The organism is Rhodopirellula sp. UH5, assembly GCF_056839225.1.
Genome location: NZ_CM166390.1, coordinates 3,767,317 through 3,784,079, shown reverse-complemented (window position 1 = coordinate 3,784,079; position 16,763 = coordinate 3,767,317). Strand labels below are relative to the sequence as shown.

The following is a 16,763-nucleotide window of genomic DNA, read 5'->3' as shown; positions in this document are numbered from 1 at the left end:
TACCTTGATCTTCATCTGCCTGCCACGATCGACAATCCCCGAGCTTGAAATGTCATCTGTTGTGACGCCAACCATTTTGACTCAGTCTACCAACCCGCCTCCGCTGCGGATTCCACGTCGGGATGTGTCCGCCCACAAAGGCAATTTTGGTCGGGTGTTGTTGGTCGGTGGTTCGCGCGGCATGGCGGGATCGGTCTCGTTGTCGTCCATCGCGGCGCTACACACAGGATCGGGGCTGGTCGCCGCAGCGGTTCCCGATTGCATTTTGGACTGCGTGGCAGGGTTCCATCCCGCGATCATGACCCATGGGATGTCGGACGACGGTCAGAAGTTTGCTGATTCGGCGTGGGAATCCTTGCGGGAACGCTTGCCCGCTCAGGCCGCCGTCGGATGTGGTCCTGGGATCTCAAGGGGACCTGGGAGTGCCACGATCGTCGCAGGTTTGCTGGCGAAAAAAGATTTGCCAGTGGTTTTGGACGCCGATGCGCTGAACATCATTGCCGAGCAGGATTGGTTGCGTGACGACCGGTTTCAGCGAAGCAGCAACGATGCGGCCTGCGTCTTGACGCCGCATCCGGGTGAACTGCAACGGTTGACGGGGGCGTCCGCGAACGACGTCGATGCGCAGCTCAAGGCGGCGGAGAAATTGACCGGGCGATTGGGATGGACCATCGTCGTCAAAGGCGGGCCATCGCACGTCGTTTCGAAAAGGGATGGCCAGCCAGGTTCCATCTGGCAAAACACGACGGGCAATCCCGGAATGGCGACCGCTGGGTGCGGCGATGTGTTGACCGGGGTGGTGACATCTCTGTTGGGGCAAGGGCTGAGCGGTTCCGATGCGGCGAGGCTAGGGGTTTGGATTCATGGCCGCAGCGGCGATGAAGCGGCGGCGCGGGTCAGTCTCGCTGGGATGACCGCGGTGCATGTTTTGGACTCACTGGCAATCGTTGCGGATGAAATGACGACGGACGCGAGTGAACGCGATGGGATCTGACGAAATCGAGGTGAATCAGGCATACTGAGCACGCTTGCCTGATTCCTTTTGGTTCCTCCCCTGCCCTGCCCCGATTGAATGACCTCCCTGATTTACTTGAGCGACCTCGCGGGCGACCCCGACCTGCATCAATCGCTTCAAGGAGGCGCGATCAGCATTGGCAACTTTGATGGGGTGCACCTGGGGCACCGTGCGTTGCTGGACCGGGTTCGACAACATGCCGAACGGGTTGGCGGCAAAGCGATCGCGATCGTGATGGACCCGCACCCCGCGTCGGTGCTGCGGCCTCACGGGGCACCGCCCAAGCTGACCACCCTGCCCCGCCGGGCGGAGCTGATGTCCGAGTTGGGGATCGATCATTTGCTGGTCTGCGAGGCAACTCGCGAATTTTTGAACCAAACCGCGGAAGAGTTCTTTCAGCGATTGATCGTGGAACAACTGTCGGGCAAAGCGATCATCGAAGGGCCGAATTTCTTCTTCGGACGCGATCGGGCTGGCAACACGACTCGTCTGAAAGAGTTGGCGGATGAACGTCAAATCGACGTCGAAATCGTGGTGCCATCGGTTCGCGACGAACGCCTGGTCAGCAGCTCACGGGTGCGTGAGGCCATCGCATCGGGCGATCTTCCGCTGGCCAATCAAATGCTCGGCAGCCGCTACTGTTTGACCGGGACCGTGACGACAGGGGAGCAACGGGGGCGAACGCTGGGGTTCCCCACCGCGAACCTGAGCGGCGTCGAAACATTGATTCCAGAAAACGGCGTGTACGCGGCTCTGGCATCATGGGAGGGAACCGTTGACGGGACCTGCCATCCTGCGGCGGTTCACATCGGTCCCAATCCGACCTTTGACGAACGCCAGGAAACCAAAATCGAAGCTCACCTGCTCGACTACGATGGTGACCTTTATGGCAAAATGCTAACGCTGACTTTGGTGAGCCAAGTGCGGGGCGTGCAGAAGTTTGCCGACGCTTCTGCTTTAAAACAACAATTGCAAATTGATTTGCAAACCGTTCGAGAGACGGTTTCATCTCTGCCATCTCAACCTTGAATGAAAGATCCGCTCGTGGGAGTCAACTGGAAAGCGTTTGTTGACCAAATCAAACACTATCAGTCGTTTGTTTTGGTCAGCCACATTCGACCCGATTGCGATGCGCTTGGCAGTGAGCTGGGGATGGCAGAAGTGTTGCGAACGGTTGGAAAAGACGTTCGCATCATCAATGCTCACCGAACTCCGCCTGCTTTGTCGTTCCTGGATCCTGCCGGCAACATCGAAGTGCTGGGCGATTCCGTCGAAGCCGAGGATGTGAAAGCGGATTGCATCATGATCCTCGACACCAGTGCGTGGGCGCAACTTGGTGACATGGGCGATGTCATCCGCGCGTCTCGCGCGGACAAGATGGTGCTTGATCATCACGTGGGGGAGGATGAGCTGGGGGCGAGGATGTACAAAGACTATCAGTCCGAAGCGACCGGTCATTTGGTGGTCCAGGCCGCGGACGCGCTCAAGGTGCCGCTGACCCGAACGATGGCGACTCCGTTGTTCGCGGCAATCGCGACGGACACCGGATGGTTTCGGTTCCCCAGTGTCACATCGGACACCTACCGAACAATCGGCCGTTTGATGGATGCAGGGGTTGTCCCCAGTGAGGTGTACGGCGATCTCTATGAACGTGACACGCTCGGGCGATTGAAACTACGCGGGTTGATTCTTTCTCGGACAACCACCGAGATGGATGGCACGCTGGTTTATACCTCCGTCCACAAAGAAGACTTTGAGTTGTGCGGCGCACAACCCAACGACACCGAAGACGCGATCAACTTGACCTTGGCCATTCGCGGCACCCAAGCCGCCGTCATCTTTGTTGGCCAGGTGCGAGGTGGCTTCAAACTGAGCTTCCGTAGTCGATGCAGCGTGGATTGCAACGAGGTCGCTCGTCAGTTCGGAGGCGGTGGTCACAAAGCCGCTGCGGGTGCGTTCTTGGAAGGCACCCTCGATGAGGTCAAAGAGCGAGTGCTGCCAGTGATGCGAGAAGCTCTCTCGGTCGCATTGGGGTAGACTGGTGTCGGGGCCATACTGATTGTCGCATCACGTTTCGCGTGATGAATCGCGTGGGAGTTTCGATGACCGGACATCGCATTGTTTGTCCTCGCTGCAAGACGACCTTGCAACTTCCTGCCGCGACGGGAGCGGTGAAGGTGAAGTGTCCGAAGTGCGAGTTGATGCTCACCGTTCGGGCTCCCGCGACGTCGGCTGTGCCCATCAGCGTTCCTCCCGAGAACTTGTTCGATAGCCTGCCCAGTTCCAGCTCCTCGGGTTCTGGCCGGTCGGCTGCGGCACCACCGAGCTCGGTCTTTCGTCCCTCGGGACCCGTGACCGTATATCAGCCACCCAAGCCTGCGAAGAAACGGGGTAGAGGGTCGAACGCTGCCGTGAAGATCATCAGCACGATCGTAGGGCTCGGGGTGCTGAGCGTCGTGCTGTGTGCAGGAGGGATTTTCGCGATCGGGTACTTGGGATCGCGGCACAGCGGTTGGACATCGGTGAGCTACAAGGGCTACACGATCAACATGCCGGCCGGCGAAGATCGAAGAGACAAGTCGCAGCAGTTCCCCGGCACAACAGTCCATGAGCTCACCGGAAGAAGAAAGGAAACTGGATCTCAGTATTCGCTGGTCGTGGCTGATTTGCCGGCGGCAATCGATCCAAGCATTCCGATTGCGGAATTGTTGCGAGATATGAGAATTCGTCTCTCGAATTCTCGTCCCGTTGCCCGGTCCGGAGTGGACGGAATGGCGGGGACCATGCAATCAGGCGTGGGCGGTATTGAAGGGTCGGACTGCGAAATCTTTGTTCACAATCGAAATTTGGTCGTTGTGATGTACTCGCCCTATTCCGAGATCCGAGACCTCGTCGGCGGCCAACGCGAGCCAAGATCCAACGAGAGTGAACTGGACAAGCCATCGGAGTTCTTTGACTCGTTGGAGTTCTAAGTGACGGCATCTCAACCTGGCGGGAATGTCTCGCTCATCAATTGTTGCTGAACCAGAGTCGGCCAAGACCACCCATCACAACCCGAAGCGTGAGCGAGGGACTCCCCCAACTCCCACGGCGGCCCCATCCGGGGCGACCGTTTGTTTTCCGGCATCGGTCTCTCGGGGCTTCCGCCCCGAGCTAAGCACGACGGCCCCATCCGGGGCGAAACCCAGACGCCAGCCACCATTTATTTTTCGAACGTGCTCCGCGACTGCCGATGCTCTTCACGCCGTTCTAAGCAGGTCGGCAGGAGTGATCAAGCACAACCATGTGAGCCGTTTGGGCGTTAGCCCCGGTTGTGCGTGAAAACCGTGGCTAACGCCAGCGGCTCACATACCCGATGACACCTGCGTACCTGCTTAACGGTCCCTACGCCTGGGTTTCGCTTCGCGAAAGTTCGTTGATGTCGGTGCCGGTGGCGGGCAAGATCATTCGGAAGCGGGCTCCGCCACTGGGGGAATCGTCAACGGTCAACGAACCCCCGTGTTCGCGAAGAATTTTGGCGCTGACGGGCAAGCCCAACCCAGTTCCGCGAGCACCTTTCTTGGATTCAAACAACGAGAAGATTTGTTCGCGGTCTTCTTTGGGGACGCCTTCGCCGTCGTCTTCAACGTCAACGATCCAGCCTTGAGCGGCATCGTAGAACGTTTTGACCAGCACTCTCTTGGTGGCCGCGTCAATCGCGTTGGTGACCAAGTTCAGAACCGCCCGGTGGATGGCTTCGCCGTCGAAGGTTGCAATTGGCAGCGTGTCTTCCGTCTCCGAAACCAGTTCGATTTCGCCCTGCCCTGCCCTGCTCTGCATGAGTTCGACCACATCATGAACGACCTCGTTGAGGTTGCCCTCTCGCAGCACCGGGTCACGTTCTTTGGAGAACGTCAGCATGTCGAGCACGAGGTTGCTGATCCGTTCTTGGTTGCGATCGACGATGGACCAACCACGACGGATGGCTTCGGTGTCATCCTTCTGCAATCCCGATTCGATCAGGTAGCTGCCACCGCGAACTCCTTGCAGGATGTTCTTGATGTGGTGTGACAGCGTCGCAATCGTCTGGCCCATCGCGGCCAGACGTTCGCCTTGCAGGAGTGCGGAGTAGTAGAACGTGTCCTCGATCGCGAGTGCGGCTTGGTGTCCGACCGCGGTGATCAACCGGAGGTGTTCATCATGGAAGCGAGTTGCCCCGCCCTTGCGAACCAGTTCTCCCGGCGTGGTGTAAGTGTCGACGTACAACATGCCAACGATTTCGTAGCGACCTTGCAGAGGAACGCAGAGGGCTTCGCGAACGCCGCCTTGCACAATCGATGCGGCGGAATCAAATCGTTCGTCGTCCAGTGCGTCGTTGGTGCGAACGCCCTGTTTGTGTTGCAGCACGTAATCCAAAATCGTATGGCTGATCTGAATTCGGTCGTGGGATTTGGACGTCGATTTGGGTTGGGGGCCATCGCTCGCCGAGTCTCGGTCGCACCTGGCAGCCGGAGTCAGTCGCTTGGTTTCAGGGTCGCGAAGCATGATGCATCCACGATCAGCCTCGACCCAGTCGAAGACCAGTTTCAAGACTCGATCCAGAACTTCGTCCAGGTCATCGGTCCGTCCCACAGCGATGGCGGTTAAGTACATCACTTCGAGCGATCGGTCGGCATCGAGTCGGCCGATGACGGGTGGCCCATGGAATTGCCCGGTTCGTTCGGGAGTGACGACCGAGGGATTCTTTCCCGCACTGCGAGCTGGATCCGCCCCCGTTTCGACTGGCGGCGGGATCGGCGGCGGCAGGGCCGTGGGCGCGGACGTTGGCTTGGGGGTGGGGACAGCGCCCGAGGAGGCTCCCTCCGGTGAGTACGGCGAGACGACTCCTTCTCGAGACAGCGACGAAACAATGTTGCTGGCGTCGCCCCCCCGGACTTGGCGAACGATGTCGACGCCGTGAGCCGCATCGAGGGCGGACACGTTGCCGGTTCCGGTGAAGATCAGCAGCGTGGAGCCGATCTCAATCCGATCGCCGCTGGTCAAAACGTGCCGAGTGATTTTGCGATTGTTGACCAGCGTTCCGTTGCTGCTGCCCAAATCGACCAGTTCGTAGCGACGGCCGGTTCCATCGCCGCGAATCTCGGCGTGACTGCGTGAGGCCTCGTTGTCGAGCAACTGCACATTGTTGCTGGATTCCCGTCCCAGTCGGGTGACGGTTGAAGCGAGCTGGAAGTGTTTTCCCTGGTCACGTCCTCGAATGACGAACAACGAAGCCATACAAAAATCAACGCGGGGCGAGAACGAGTTTCACGGACAGATTCTTAGTCTAGTTCACACAAGATAACTTGCTGCGAAGCGTTCTGTTTGGCTACCGTCCAGATCGGATCCCTTTCTGCCTGGATCCGGCTCTCCAATTGGAAGGAACCCCATTTTCCGCATGCTAGGCTCGGCGATTCCCATCGAGCGACGTTGGCCCTCACCTTGGGTGTCTCGAGGTGCGTGGCTGGGGGTATGCGCTGCTTGGTGTCTACTGGTGGGTTGCAAAACCGTGGCTCCCGTCCATGTTTGGCGTCCTCCGGAATTGACGGTGGAGCCCACACAAGTCGCTTTCATGGGCATCTCGGGACCGGATGAATGGGCCGAACCAATTGAAGAGGCTCTGTTGTCGGACCCGCCTTCTCGTTGGCAATTGATCGCAGCGGATCAATTGGAGGGGGTGGCAACCATTCGGCTGGTCTCGGGGTTCGAGGAAGAACCGAGTGACATGGCGGTCAGTTCCGCCGCCCGACGCCAGGGACTGCAATACTTGTTGCATGGCGAGATTTTGCAAGCGACCGGGCACGAAGAACGCGAAGACAAAGTCAGCCTTTCTTGGCGGTTGACCGGTTTGCAGCCCGGCACGAAATCCGCCGGGATGCCAATCACGGTGGACGAAGCGTTGATTTCACAACGCTACCCGCAACTGATGAATGTTCCTGATGTGGCGGAGCGAACCCGTCGTGCAGCAATCCTAGAGACCAAGCGATTGCTGGCCGCCAGCGTTGTTCGTCAACAGGTCGCGTTGGCCTCCCCACGCATGTTGCCTGGTAGCCGAGCGATTCGGCGCGGCAATGAACTGGCTCGATCGGGCAATTGGCCGATGGCGGAACAGGTTTGGAACCAAGTGTTGGAATCTCATCCCCGAAACCCAGCGGCACTGATCAACACGTCGATCGCAGCGGCAGCCCGGCAAGACTTCACGACGGCCAAGGAACGCATTTCCGAAGCGGTCCGCCGGTCGGCTTTTTCACCGGCGAACAAATCGCTCGCGGAAGAGACATTGGTTTGGATCGAACTGCGTCAGCGTGATTATCACAACGCGTTTGATCTGCCACCGCCACCAGAAGGCTGGCTCGTTTCTCGCGGCGAGTGACGCGGCTCAGGTGCATGAGCGAAGCGAACAGAGGCCGAGCATCAGAGTAGAACAGTTGTCCTCAACTGTTCCGTCGGGCAGCCCTCAACGGCCGGGCCTGGGCTGCGAAATGTTTGCGATTGGCATCCCTACCGGGATGAAAACTTGTGCGAACGAATGCGTTTCACAACACCGAACCTTTCGCGGCGAGACCTCGAACGAAAAACGCCGCCTGGATACCTCCGTGATTCTGCGAAAGCTACACCCGCTGGGCGACGCGGAGTTTGGCGCTGCGACTGCGAGGGTTGGCTTGGACCTCTTCGTCGGTGGGACGCAGCGGTTTTCGCGTCAGGATTTCCCAGCGGTCGTCCTCTCGGAACGCGTTCTTGACGATTCGGTCTTCCAGCGAATGAAAGCTGATGATGACGGCTCGTCCACCGGGCGCGATCCAGTCGGGAGCGGACTGCAGGGTTCGCGTCAGTCCGCCGAGTTCGTCATTGATAGCGATCCGCAGAGCCTGAAACGTACGCGTGGCAGGATGGATATCGTGGTTGCGTGAACGAGGCACACAGCGACGGCAGATCTCCACCAGCTCGCCCACTTTGGTGACCGGGTTCCGCTCGCGGGCTCGCAAGACGATCTGTTTGGCGATGCGACGACTGAATCGTTCTTCGCCAAATTGATAGATCGCGTCGGCGATTTCTTTTTCGCTGTGTTGTTGAAGCCAACGGTAAGCCGGGACTCCGTTTTCAGGATCGAACCGCAGGTCCAGTTCCGCGTCCTCGATCGTGAAGGTGAACCCTCGGTTTCGGTCGGCCAGTTGATCACTGGACAAACCCAGGTCCAGCACCAAAGCATCTGCATGGGGGAGGTCCAAGGCGTCGAGTGCTTTGGGCGAGTTCTCGTAGCTGCCAAGAAACAATTCGATTCGTGGATCGTCTTGGATCCATGCCTTCTGTTCATCACGACGAACCACCGCGGGATCGCGATCGATCGCAATCACACGTGGTGTGCCGGACGCGGTTTCTGCATCCGCCAACACCTCGGCAAGCAAACGTGTGTGCCCACCGCCACCGTAGGTGCCATCGATGACCGTCGTGGGGTTGATTTCTCGAACCCACTGCACGATCTCGTTGGGCATCACGCTGACGTGTTCTGTTTCCGCGGGGGCTGCCTCCGCGGAAGACGTTTCAGAAACTTGGTCGGTTCGATCCTCTGGCTGCGACGCTGTCACGCGGTCTCTGCCTTGATTTGCGCCAGCGATTTGGTGCAGTGCAGTGCCGATTCAATTTGGCCGTGGATCTTCTTCAGCCGTTCGGCGTCACCGCCACCGACTTCGGCGGCCACCCAGCCTTGGAAATTGATTCCCGCGAGTGCCTTGCGGACGCTGGCCCAGTCGATGTCGCCCTCGGTGACGTCGGTGAAGCGACCTTGTTCACGGGAGAACCCTTTGATGTCCAGTTTGCCGATCCGGTGTCCCAGCGTCGTCACCCACTCGGCCACGTCACCGTACTTCCAGTGATTCCCCAGGTCGAATTGGACACCGATCCAGGGTGTGTCGAAGGAGTCGATGAACTCCGCCAAAGGCTGAGCCGATTGGTTTTCGTCTCCCCCGTGGTCGTACAAGAAATGGTTCCAGACGTTTTCGATCAGGATTTTGACGCCCAGTTTCTCAGCGAGCGGGACGGCGCGATCGAGGGCTTCGAAGGCGCGCTGGCGAACTTCTTCAGCCGTGCCGTCTTTGCCGTGGCCAGGAACGATCAAGAAGGTGTTCGCTCCCAAGTCGGCGGTTTGTTGCAGCGATTCCTCGAGCAACTGCTGAGCCTTCTTGCGAGTCGCAGCTTCCGGGCTGGTGTGCGTTGTGCCCCAGTGATATCCGCCAACTGTTCCGTCGATCGTCAAACCTGTTTCCGCGGAGGCGGCGACCATGGCTTGGACGTCCATGCCGGGTGAGGTGTTGGGTTCCACGCCTTCGAATCCCGCTTCTTTGGCGATTCGGAATCGTTCGATCCAAGGGTTGGCGGCGTTCGACTTCTCAGCTCGGATCATGCCGGCTTTCAGCGATTGCTTCAGATAGCCGGTGCTGGTGGAAGAGCCCGTCTCGTTTGGTTCGGCTGCCCAAAGTGCCCTGCCCTGCCCCAGCAATCCGTTGGCGTCGGTGCTCAGCGGGGAGGGGCTGACTTGATGAGCCAAGTAGGCGGCGTATCCGACCGCGGATGCCGTTCCCAGACGGCACAGGAACTGGCGGCGGTTGCTGATCGATCGGGCGGGTTGGTCAGGACGCATTGGGAGGGCACCAAGAGGGAAGGAGTCAAAGAGGTTTTCAAGTCAACAATGCTTCGGGAACACGTTGCAATTGACCGTTCTTATCAATCACCGCCAATGTCACGGTCGCTTGCACGAGCAGTTCGTCCCCGCGGCGGATTTCATACTCATGGATGATTTTAGCTGCCGTGATCTTCGCGATTCGGGTCACGATCTGAATTTCATCATCATAACGTGCGGAGGCACGATAGCGACAATCGATGTGGACGACCACGACATACAGCCCGGCTTCTTCGACTTCGCGGTACCGCCCCCCCGCCGAGCGAAGGAATTCCGTGCGGCCGATTTCGAAATATCGCAAGTAATTTGAATGGTGAACCAATCCCATTGGGTCACATTCGTCGTAGCGGACACGTAAATGGAACACATGTTGCGGCAAATCTGGCGTCATTGCAGGCGTCTTAGGGTCGCGGCGGAATGCCATTGAGAATTCGCTGTGAAAACAGGCGGTTGCAAGTTGCGAAAGTTTAGCCGTCAATGGGCGATAGTGGTCTGTCACAGCTAAAAGTTAGGGGGATCGTAGTGGACGAGGCCACGAGTCCTTGGATTTGACGCCAGTTCAGGACTCGTGGTCTCGCCCACTACCCTAAAGATAAGCCGTGACAGACCACTAGGCGTGCCTCGTTTGTTAGATCTTCGTTTCCGCGAAAAATTCTTGTTAAGGATCGTGTCTTGAATCAGCCTGAATCAGCTTCCTCGTCAACGTTGCAGGGTTTCGACCCCACTCAAGATGCTGCCGCCGCGATTGAGTTGGCCGCCGATCTTTTGCGGGAGTCGCGAGCGCTCCAGACGCCGCAGGAACGTCGCCAGCAATCCGAGCTGGATCGCATGATTGGGCATGACGCTGACAAGGCCACGCTGGTTGAGATGACCGATCAAGCCTTTCGCACGCACACGCCGGCACGCGTGGCGGACCAGATGACTCACCTGTTGGATTTGCAGGGGATTCCCCGATTTTTCAGCCCGGTCGAGCAAGCCATGCTGAAAGGGTTTCAGTCCTTTGGCGAATACCTGCCCGGTGTGGCTGTGCCGCTGGTCAAGGAAAAGATGCGACGTGAGACGGCGAATGTGATTCTGCCTGCGGAACCAGATCTATTGACTCCGCACCTGGCCTCGCGCCAGCGTCACGGCGTGGCGATGAATGTGAACTTGCTCGGCGAAGCGATGTTGGGCGATGACGAGACGCGCAAGCGGATGCAGTCGTTTTACGAGTTGCTGCGGATGCCGGAGGTGCGATGCATCTCGGTCAAGCTCACCACGCTCTATAGCCAAGTGTCACCCTTGGCTCGCGAGCACACCATCCGGATGGTCGCCGATCGCTTGGAGCGTCTGTACCGCAACGCCAATCACATGGACGATGGCTCCAAGGCGAAAGACAAGTTCGTGTACTTGGACATGGAAGAGTACAGCGACCTGTATCTGACCGCGGATGTGTTGCGTGAGACCTTGGAACGCGACGATTTGGAATCGGTCCAAGCCGGGATCGCACTGCAAGCCTACGTGCCGGATTCCTGCTTGGTGATGCGAGACCTGATCGAGTGGTCGGCCAAACGAGTTGCGGCTGGCGGCGCGCCGCTGACGATTCGGTTGGTCAAAGGTGCAAACCTCGAAATGGAACGCGTGCATGCCTCCGTCGGTGGTTGGCAGGTGGCTCCGTACACGAACAAACACGACACCGATGCCAACTTCAAACGGATGTTGAAGGAGTTGCTCACCGCGGCGGCGGCAGGCAATCTTCGCGTCGGTGTGGCCTCCCACAACCTGTTTGACGTGGCGCTGGCCAAGATTTGGACGCAGCGTTTGGGGGCGTCCGATTCCGTCCAGTTCGAAATGCTGGAGGGCATGGCCAACCATCAACGTCGTGCGTTGACGGAACGAGATGCGGCGATGTTGCTGTATGCACCTGCCTGCCGCAAATCGGACTTCTTGCACGCAATCACGTATCTGATTCGTCGCTTGGATGAAAACACGGGCGCCGAGAACTTCTTGCGTCACGCCTATCGTTTGCAGCCCGATACACCGGACTTTGATCTGTTGGCAGGTCGATTCAAGGATGCCTTGTTGGATTGTGAGACCGTCTCGGTCCAGCCTCGACGAACTCAGAATCGACACCGGACTCCCCTGCAGCCTCCCGCGGCGGACCATTGGACTCAGTTTGTCAACGAACCCGACACCGATTGGTCGCTGCCCCACCACTCGCAGTGGGCCCAAGAAACCCTGGATCGCTGGAAACCACTTTGCGATGAACATGCGACTCGAGTGACACCAGTGTTGGTTGGTTTGCCCGCTGCAGATGCGCTCGAGGGAGACGATCGAGTCTCACCCGAATGGTTCACCACCGACGATGTTTCGCGACCAGGCGTCGTGACATGCCGATACAAAAAGGCGACTTCGCCCGCGGTGGAGCTAGCCGTTCAGGCGGCCAGTGAGTCGACTTGGGCGAAAGATCTTTCGGTCGAAGAACGCCACACGATCCTGCGTGCGGTCGCCCAACTGGCTCGCGAAAGACGCGGGGATTGGATTGGCAGCATGGTGGCCGGAGCAGGCAAAACGGTCGCCGAAGCGGATCCGGAAGTCAGCGAAGCAATTGACTTCCTGGAGTTCTATCCGCTGACCATGAAGGCCTGGGACGAGTGCTCTGGGATCCAGTGTGAACCACGCGGCGTGGTTGCTGTGATCACCCCTTGGAACTTCCCTTTGGCAATTGCCTGCGGGGGCATCGCAGCGGCGATCGCGGCGGGCAACCCGGTGGTCGTGAAACCATCGATGCAAACCTTGTTGCCAGCTTGGGTGATGTGCCAAGCATTCTGGGATGCGGGAGTTCCTCGCGACGCGTTGCAGTTTGTGATTTGTGACGACGAAGTCGCGGAGGAATGGTTGGTCAAAAATCCGATCGTCGACACCGTCATCTTGACCGGTGGCACATCGACCGCGAAACGCATGTTGGATGTGCGACCGGATCTGCACTTGTTGGCTGAAACAGGAGGCAAGAATGTCACGATCGTGACCGCGATGGCGGATCGAGACTTGGCGATCAAGCACGTGCTGCACTCGGCGTTTGGGCACAGCGGTCAAAAGTGCAGTGCCACGTCACTGTTGTTGCTCGAGAATGAAGTCTTCGATGATCCCGGATTCCGCGAAACGTTGGCGGATGCGGTGCGAAGTTTGTCGGTCGGTTCCGCATGGGATTTGCACACCCGCGTGACGCCGCTGGTTGATCCGCCGACGGACAAACTGCGACGTGGTTTGCAGGAACTCGAGGGCGGCGAATCTTGGTTGGTGATGTCTGAGCACATCGACGGCAACCCAACGCTGTACCGACCCGGCGTGAAATGGGACGTGCAACCCGGCAGCTTCACTCACACGACCGAGTTGTTTGGGCCGGTGATGGGCGTGATGCGATTCGGTCGATTGGAAGAAGCCATCGAGATTGTGCGTTCGACCGGCTATGGACTGACCAGCGGCTTGGAAAGTTTGGACGATCGCGAAATCAAGCTTTGGCGAGAATCGATCCCCGCCGGCAACCTGTACATCAACCGACCAACCACCGGGGCGATTGTATTGCGGCAACCGTTTGGCGGGGTCGGTCTTTCCGCGTACGGACCCGGTATCAAAGCCGGTGGTCCCAACTACGTGCTGGCTCTTTCGCGTGTCACGCACGTTAGCGATTGGCAACCGTCCACGGATGAAGTGGATGCATCGCACGATCAATTGGACCGCATGCGTGATTGGATTGAGCGTGGTCGCTACTCCGATGAAATGCTGGGCGATGCTCAGAAGTTTCGAATCGAACGCGCGATCACGTCGCAAGAAATTGCCAATGCGACGGATTTCGCGTTGGAACACGATACCTTTCAGTTGGTCGGCCAGGATAACATTCGTCGCTACCGATCGGTGAACGGCATGACCGTTCGGATCGAGGCAGGTGACGACATCGTCAATGCAATCGTGGCGATCTCTGCGGCGGTGTCTGTGGGGACTCAGTTCACGCTTTCCCTGTCATCGGAGCTGGAACGATCGAAGCTCAAAATGCTGGAAACGACCGCGGATTGGTTGCCTGGTTTGATCGATCCCATTGAAGAGTCAGTGGAGCAGTTGGTCGAGCGAGTCGATGCCGGCGGTGTCAGCCGGATGCGAACGCTGACTCCCGCCCTGGAATCGATTCGTCGAGCTTGTGGCCGACGATTCATCACAGTCATCGATGAACCGGTCGTGGATCATGGACGCATCGAATGCCTGCGGTACTTGAACGAGCAATCGATCTCGCACGACTATCACCGTTATGGCAACCTCGGACGTCGTTCAGCCAGTTTCTCGAAGACAGAAGGGGAATGAGTCGCCGATGAGTGAATCAAACCTCTCACTGGATCGACAGTGTGAAGGATTGACGTGGAAGTTTCGCGTGCGGGTCACTCCGAAAGCCAAGAAGGCATCCGTGGGTGGGCTGCACGATGGAGCGTTGAAAGTATCGGTTCACACGGTGCCGGAAGATGGCAAAGCCAACAAAGCGGTCATCGCTTCCCTTGCGAAATGGTTGCGCGTCAGCAAGGGCCGTGTGGCGATCGTCGCGGGCGAAACCTCTCGGCTGAAGACGATCGTGGTCGAATTCAAGTCGCAGGACGAGATGAACGCTGCCGACGCAAAGCTGAAGAACGAGTTGTCGTGATTTCGCGAAAGCGTTTATGATCTCGCTCTGATCGGATTTTGCTATTTTTTCGTGCGGGATAGTGTTGGTCGTTTTGGCTGTTTCTGGCTTCGCTCTCTTCGCCCCGGACGGGGCCGACTTCATTAGCTCGGGGCGGAAGCCCCGAGACATGGACGCAAATTCAAAAGGTCGCCCCGGACGGGGCCGTCGTGGGAAATGTTGAGTTACCTGTCGCCGACGGAGGCCCTCCGTCGGCCTGAACTGTTTGAGCGGTTCATGGTTCCAGGGCCTGACGGCCCCGGCAATGGATCTGTCGCCCCTTCGGGCCTTGTTGGGTGGCGACGAAGCCTGGCCTTTGAGGGCAGCCCGACGGAACAGTTGAGACAACTGTTCTACTCTGGCCTCGCGTTCCTCGCCCCGGACGGGGCTGTCGTGGGAAACAGAGTGGAACATTTGTCCCCAAATGTTTGCGTGAGCCGTTGCTGTCGTCGAGTCGCGTGACGCGGACGGTTGGAAGTGGGTTGGGTTGCGACGAGGCCTGGCCTTTGAGGGCTTCCCGGCGGAACAGTTGAGACAACTGTTCTACTCTGGCTTCGCGATCCTGCCTCCGGACGGGGCTGTCGTGGGAAACAGAGTAGAACATTTGTCCCCAAATGTTTGCGTGGGCCGTCGCTGTCGTCGAGTCGCGTGACGCGAACGGTTGGAAGTGGGTTGGGTTGCGACGAGGCCTGGCCTTTGAGGGCTTCCCGGCGGAACAGTTGAGACAACTGTTCTACTCTGGCTTCGCGATCCTGCCTCCGGACGGGGCTGTCGTGGGAAACAGAGTAGAACATTTGTCCCCAAATGTTTGCGTGGGCCGTCGCTGTCGTCGAGTCGCGTGACGCGAACGGTTGGAAGTGGACTTGGTTGCCGACGATGCCTGGCTGTTGAGGGTTGCCCGACGGAACAGTTGAGACAACTGTTCTACTCTGGCCTCGCGGTCATCGCCCCGGACGGGGCCGACTTCATTCGCTCGGGCCGGAAGCCCCGAGACATGGACTTGGATCCAGGTCAGTTTTTGTTTGGTGTTTCGGTGCCAATCTCGGCAATGTCCTCGCCTTCGACCAACCGGTCCAGATTTTCGATCCTCCAAAGATCTGCAACTCGCCACTGCTTCGCCCGCTCGCGATCGAGGTCCTTCCACTCATACATGACTTCGGTGTGTCGCTCCACAATCTTTGTTTCATTTCTTGTCTTGAACGTCACCGATCTCTCCGACTCAGGAACATACAACCCATTGTGTTTCGTGTAGGTGTACTCACTTTTGAAGATGGGGTTCCACGAGTTGTGCTCAAGCAAGGACACCCGCTTGCTTACGATCAGCATGGTCTCTGCGTCGAAGTAGAAAACCAACCTGCGTTTTTGTCCAACGGGCTGTTCCACCTCAATGCGAACGACCGTTTCATTCGCTGTTTCCCGAATGAGCTGTTGGTTTGCTGTGGGGCTGATTCGTTCCGATTTAATTCTCTCAAAGGCTTTTCCTGCGGGGTCCATGAACAACGGAAAGGTCACGGTTCCAAAGAGTGGAAACGTAGGGAGTCCTTCCATCATGTGGAAGTAATAGGGGGAGAATTCTTTTGGGAACTTGGCTCGGCGCAATCCGCCCGGAAATTGCCGAGCGACGAGATCTTTGCCAATCAGACGCCCAGAATAGACTTCCATTCTGCTGGCACTCTGTGCCGAATCGTTCATAAGACGCTGGGAAGAACTCTGCCCACTGGAACGCTCGTACTTTTTCAGCCCAACCACCATGTCGTCTTCTTCACTCGCCATCGTCCGTCCTTGCATCTCCAGGAAATAGGATGCGCCAGTCTCCGGCGAACTGTCCGTGAATCCGCTGTACAAGACGTCGTAGTCCCGGATCTCCGCCATGGCCGCATAATGAGCCTGGAAGTAGTGCTCGCCGGAGCCGAGTGCTGCTTCCTGTGCCGTCGCAGCAGTTGTTCTGGTAAGGAGCAAAGTTGCAAGCACCAAAAATTGCATCCGCCACGTGCAAGATTTGATGGAGCGAAGTCGCTTGGAAGGAAGACGATTCATTCTTTTGCTTTCTCAATCGTGATAACAAGAGTCAACGGAGCGGTGTGTGCTTCAATCATCTGTGAACAAACATTTGGTCTTCGAACTGAAAACCTCCACACCACGGCGGTCGTGCCGTTTAATTTCACGCTCCCTAGTCGAACGAAGCGAGCATCGGATCCAGCGCGTAACCCTCCCCGGCCCGAAGCGGGCCGCGTCTCTCAAGGTGCAATCCAGGAATGAATTTGGCATCCGCAATCAGAGCGTCAATGATGACGGCTTGTCGACTCAGTCCTCAGCGACGTTTCAACGCATGTAGGATGGGCACTTTTGCCCGTCAGAGTCGGTCAAGA

At 58.0% G+C, this 16,763-nt stretch carries 11 protein-coding genes and 1 pseudogene; 7 read left to right on the top strand and 5 right to left on the bottom strand.

The window, feature by feature from the left end; translation table 11 throughout:
• Window positions 1-49 precede the first annotated feature (49 nt).
• The 4 genes from UH5x_RS13510 to UH5x_RS13495 all read left to right on the top strand — a co-directional run bounded on the left by UH5x_RS13510 (window position 50) and on the right by UH5x_RS13495 (window position 3,987).
• Window positions 50-994 carry an NAD(P)H-hydrate dehydratase gene (locus UH5x_RS13510; RefSeq protein ID WP_047817140.1) on the top strand — a complete coding sequence of 315 codons (945 nt, stop codon included), beginning with the start codon at window positions 50-52 and terminating at the stop codon, window positions 992-994.
• A gap of 78 nt (window positions 995-1,072) precedes the next feature.
• Window positions 1,073-2,044, top strand: a complete 972-nt coding sequence (locus UH5x_RS13505; protein WP_047817073.1) for a bifunctional riboflavin kinase/FAD synthetase — start codon at window positions 1,073-1,075, stop codon at window positions 2,042-2,044.
• A gap of 15 nt (window positions 2,045-2,059) precedes the next feature.
• A complete protein-coding gene (locus tag UH5x_RS13500) occupies window positions 2,060-3,052 on the top strand; it encodes a DHH family phosphoesterase (RefSeq protein WP_482635985.1) in 993 nt (330 codons plus the stop codon).
• A 374-nt stretch (window positions 3,053-3,426) separates the two neighbouring features.
• On the top strand, window positions 3,427-3,987 hold the full coding sequence (locus UH5x_RS13495; RefSeq protein WP_482632697.1) for a hypothetical protein: 561 nt from the start codon (window positions 3,427-3,429) through the stop codon (window positions 3,985-3,987).
• 412 nt (window positions 3,988-4,399) lie between these two features.
• On the opposite strand, the gene UH5x_RS13490 is transcribed toward UH5x_RS13495, so the two are convergent.
• Window positions 4,400-6,271, bottom strand: a complete 1,872-nt coding sequence (locus UH5x_RS13490; RefSeq protein ID WP_482632696.1) for an ATP-binding protein — start codon at window positions 6,269-6,271, stop codon at window positions 4,400-4,402.
• A gap of 334 nt (window positions 6,272-6,605) precedes the next feature.
• On the opposite strand from UH5x_RS13490, the gene UH5x_RS13485 reads away from it, so the two are divergent.
• Window positions 6,606-7,406 (top strand): tetratricopeptide repeat protein, encoded by an 801-nt coding sequence (locus UH5x_RS13485; RefSeq protein ID WP_047817137.1) that lies wholly within the window; start codon window positions 6,606-6,608, stop codon window positions 7,404-7,406.
• 238 nt (window positions 7,407-7,644) lie between these two features.
• Here the strand turns inward: UH5x_RS13485 and rsmH are convergent, their stop codons facing one another.
• From rsmH to UH5x_RS13470, 3 genes are read right to left on the bottom strand one after another with little or no spacing between them, the layout of a single operon-like run.
• Window positions 7,645-8,619, bottom strand: a complete 975-nt coding sequence (gene rsmH, locus UH5x_RS13480; RefSeq protein ID WP_482632695.1) for a 16S rRNA (cytosine(1402)-N(4))-methyltransferase RsmH — start codon at window positions 8,617-8,619, stop codon at window positions 7,645-7,647.
• On the bottom strand, window positions 8,616-9,671 hold the full coding sequence (locus UH5x_RS13475) for a sugar phosphate isomerase/epimerase family protein (protein WP_482635932.1): 1,056 nt from the start codon (window positions 9,669-9,671) through the stop codon (window positions 8,616-8,618). Before UH5x_RS13475 ends, rsmH begins: the two co-directional genes overlap by 4 nt.
• A 37-nt stretch (window positions 9,672-9,708) precedes the next feature.
• Window positions 9,709-10,101, bottom strand: a complete 393-nt coding sequence (locus UH5x_RS13470; RefSeq protein WP_482635931.1) for an acyl-CoA thioesterase — start codon at window positions 10,099-10,101, stop codon at window positions 9,709-9,711.
• 241 nt (window positions 10,102-10,342) lie between these two features.
• On the opposite strand from UH5x_RS13470, the pseudogene UH5x_RS13465 reads away from it, so the two are divergent.
• Together UH5x_RS13465 and UH5x_RS13460 are read left to right on the top strand one after the other, a co-directional pair.
• Window positions 10,343-14,045, top strand: a pseudogene (locus UH5x_RS13465) (bifunctional proline dehydrogenase/L-glutamate gamma-semialdehyde dehydrogenase).
• 7 nt (window positions 14,046-14,052) lie between these two features.
• Complete coding sequence (locus tag UH5x_RS13460) at window positions 14,053-14,376, top strand: DUF167 domain-containing protein (protein ID WP_173442726.1); 324 nt, start codon at window positions 14,053-14,055, stop codon at window positions 14,374-14,376.
• 1,029 nt (window positions 14,377-15,405) lie between these two features.
• Here UH5x_RS13460 and UH5x_RS13455 read toward each other — a convergent pair.
• Entirely contained in the window at window positions 15,406-16,431 is a 1,026-nt protein-coding gene (locus tag UH5x_RS13455) for a hypothetical protein (RefSeq protein WP_482635930.1), read from the bottom strand.
• Window positions 16,432-16,763: the final 332 nt, after the last annotated feature.

Excerpts from the sequence above, each read along its gene's own strand:
- UH5x_RS13460 (WP_173442726.1), top strand. The coding sequence starts at position 14,053 with ATGAGTGAATCAAACCTCTCACTGGATCGACAGTGTGAAGGATTGACG.
- UH5x_RS13455 (WP_482635930.1), bottom strand. The coding sequence starts at position 16,431 with ATGAATCGTCTTCCTTCCAAGCGACTTCGCTCCATCAAATCTTGCACG.
- UH5x_RS13490 (WP_482632696.1), bottom strand. The coding sequence starts at position 6,271 with ATGGCTTCGTTGTTCGTCATTCGAGGACGTGACCAGGGAAAACACTTC.
- UH5x_RS13475 (WP_482635932.1), bottom strand. The coding sequence starts at position 9,671 with ATGCGTCCTGACCAACCCGCCCGATCGATCAGCAACCGCCGCCAGTTC.
- UH5x_RS13485 (WP_047817137.1), top strand. The coding sequence starts at position 6,606 with ATGGGCATCTCGGGACCGGATGAATGGGCCGAACCAATTGAAGAGGCT.
- UH5x_RS13505 (WP_047817073.1), top strand. The coding sequence starts at position 1,073 with ATGACCTCCCTGATTTACTTGAGCGACCTCGCGGGCGACCCCGACCTG.
- UH5x_RS13510 (WP_047817140.1), top strand. The coding sequence starts at position 50 with ATGTCATCTGTTGTGACGCCAACCATTTTGACTCAGTCTACCAACCCG.
- UH5x_RS13470 (WP_482635931.1), bottom strand. The coding sequence starts at position 10,101 with ATGACGCCAGATTTGCCGCAACATGTGTTCCATTTACGTGTCCGCTAC.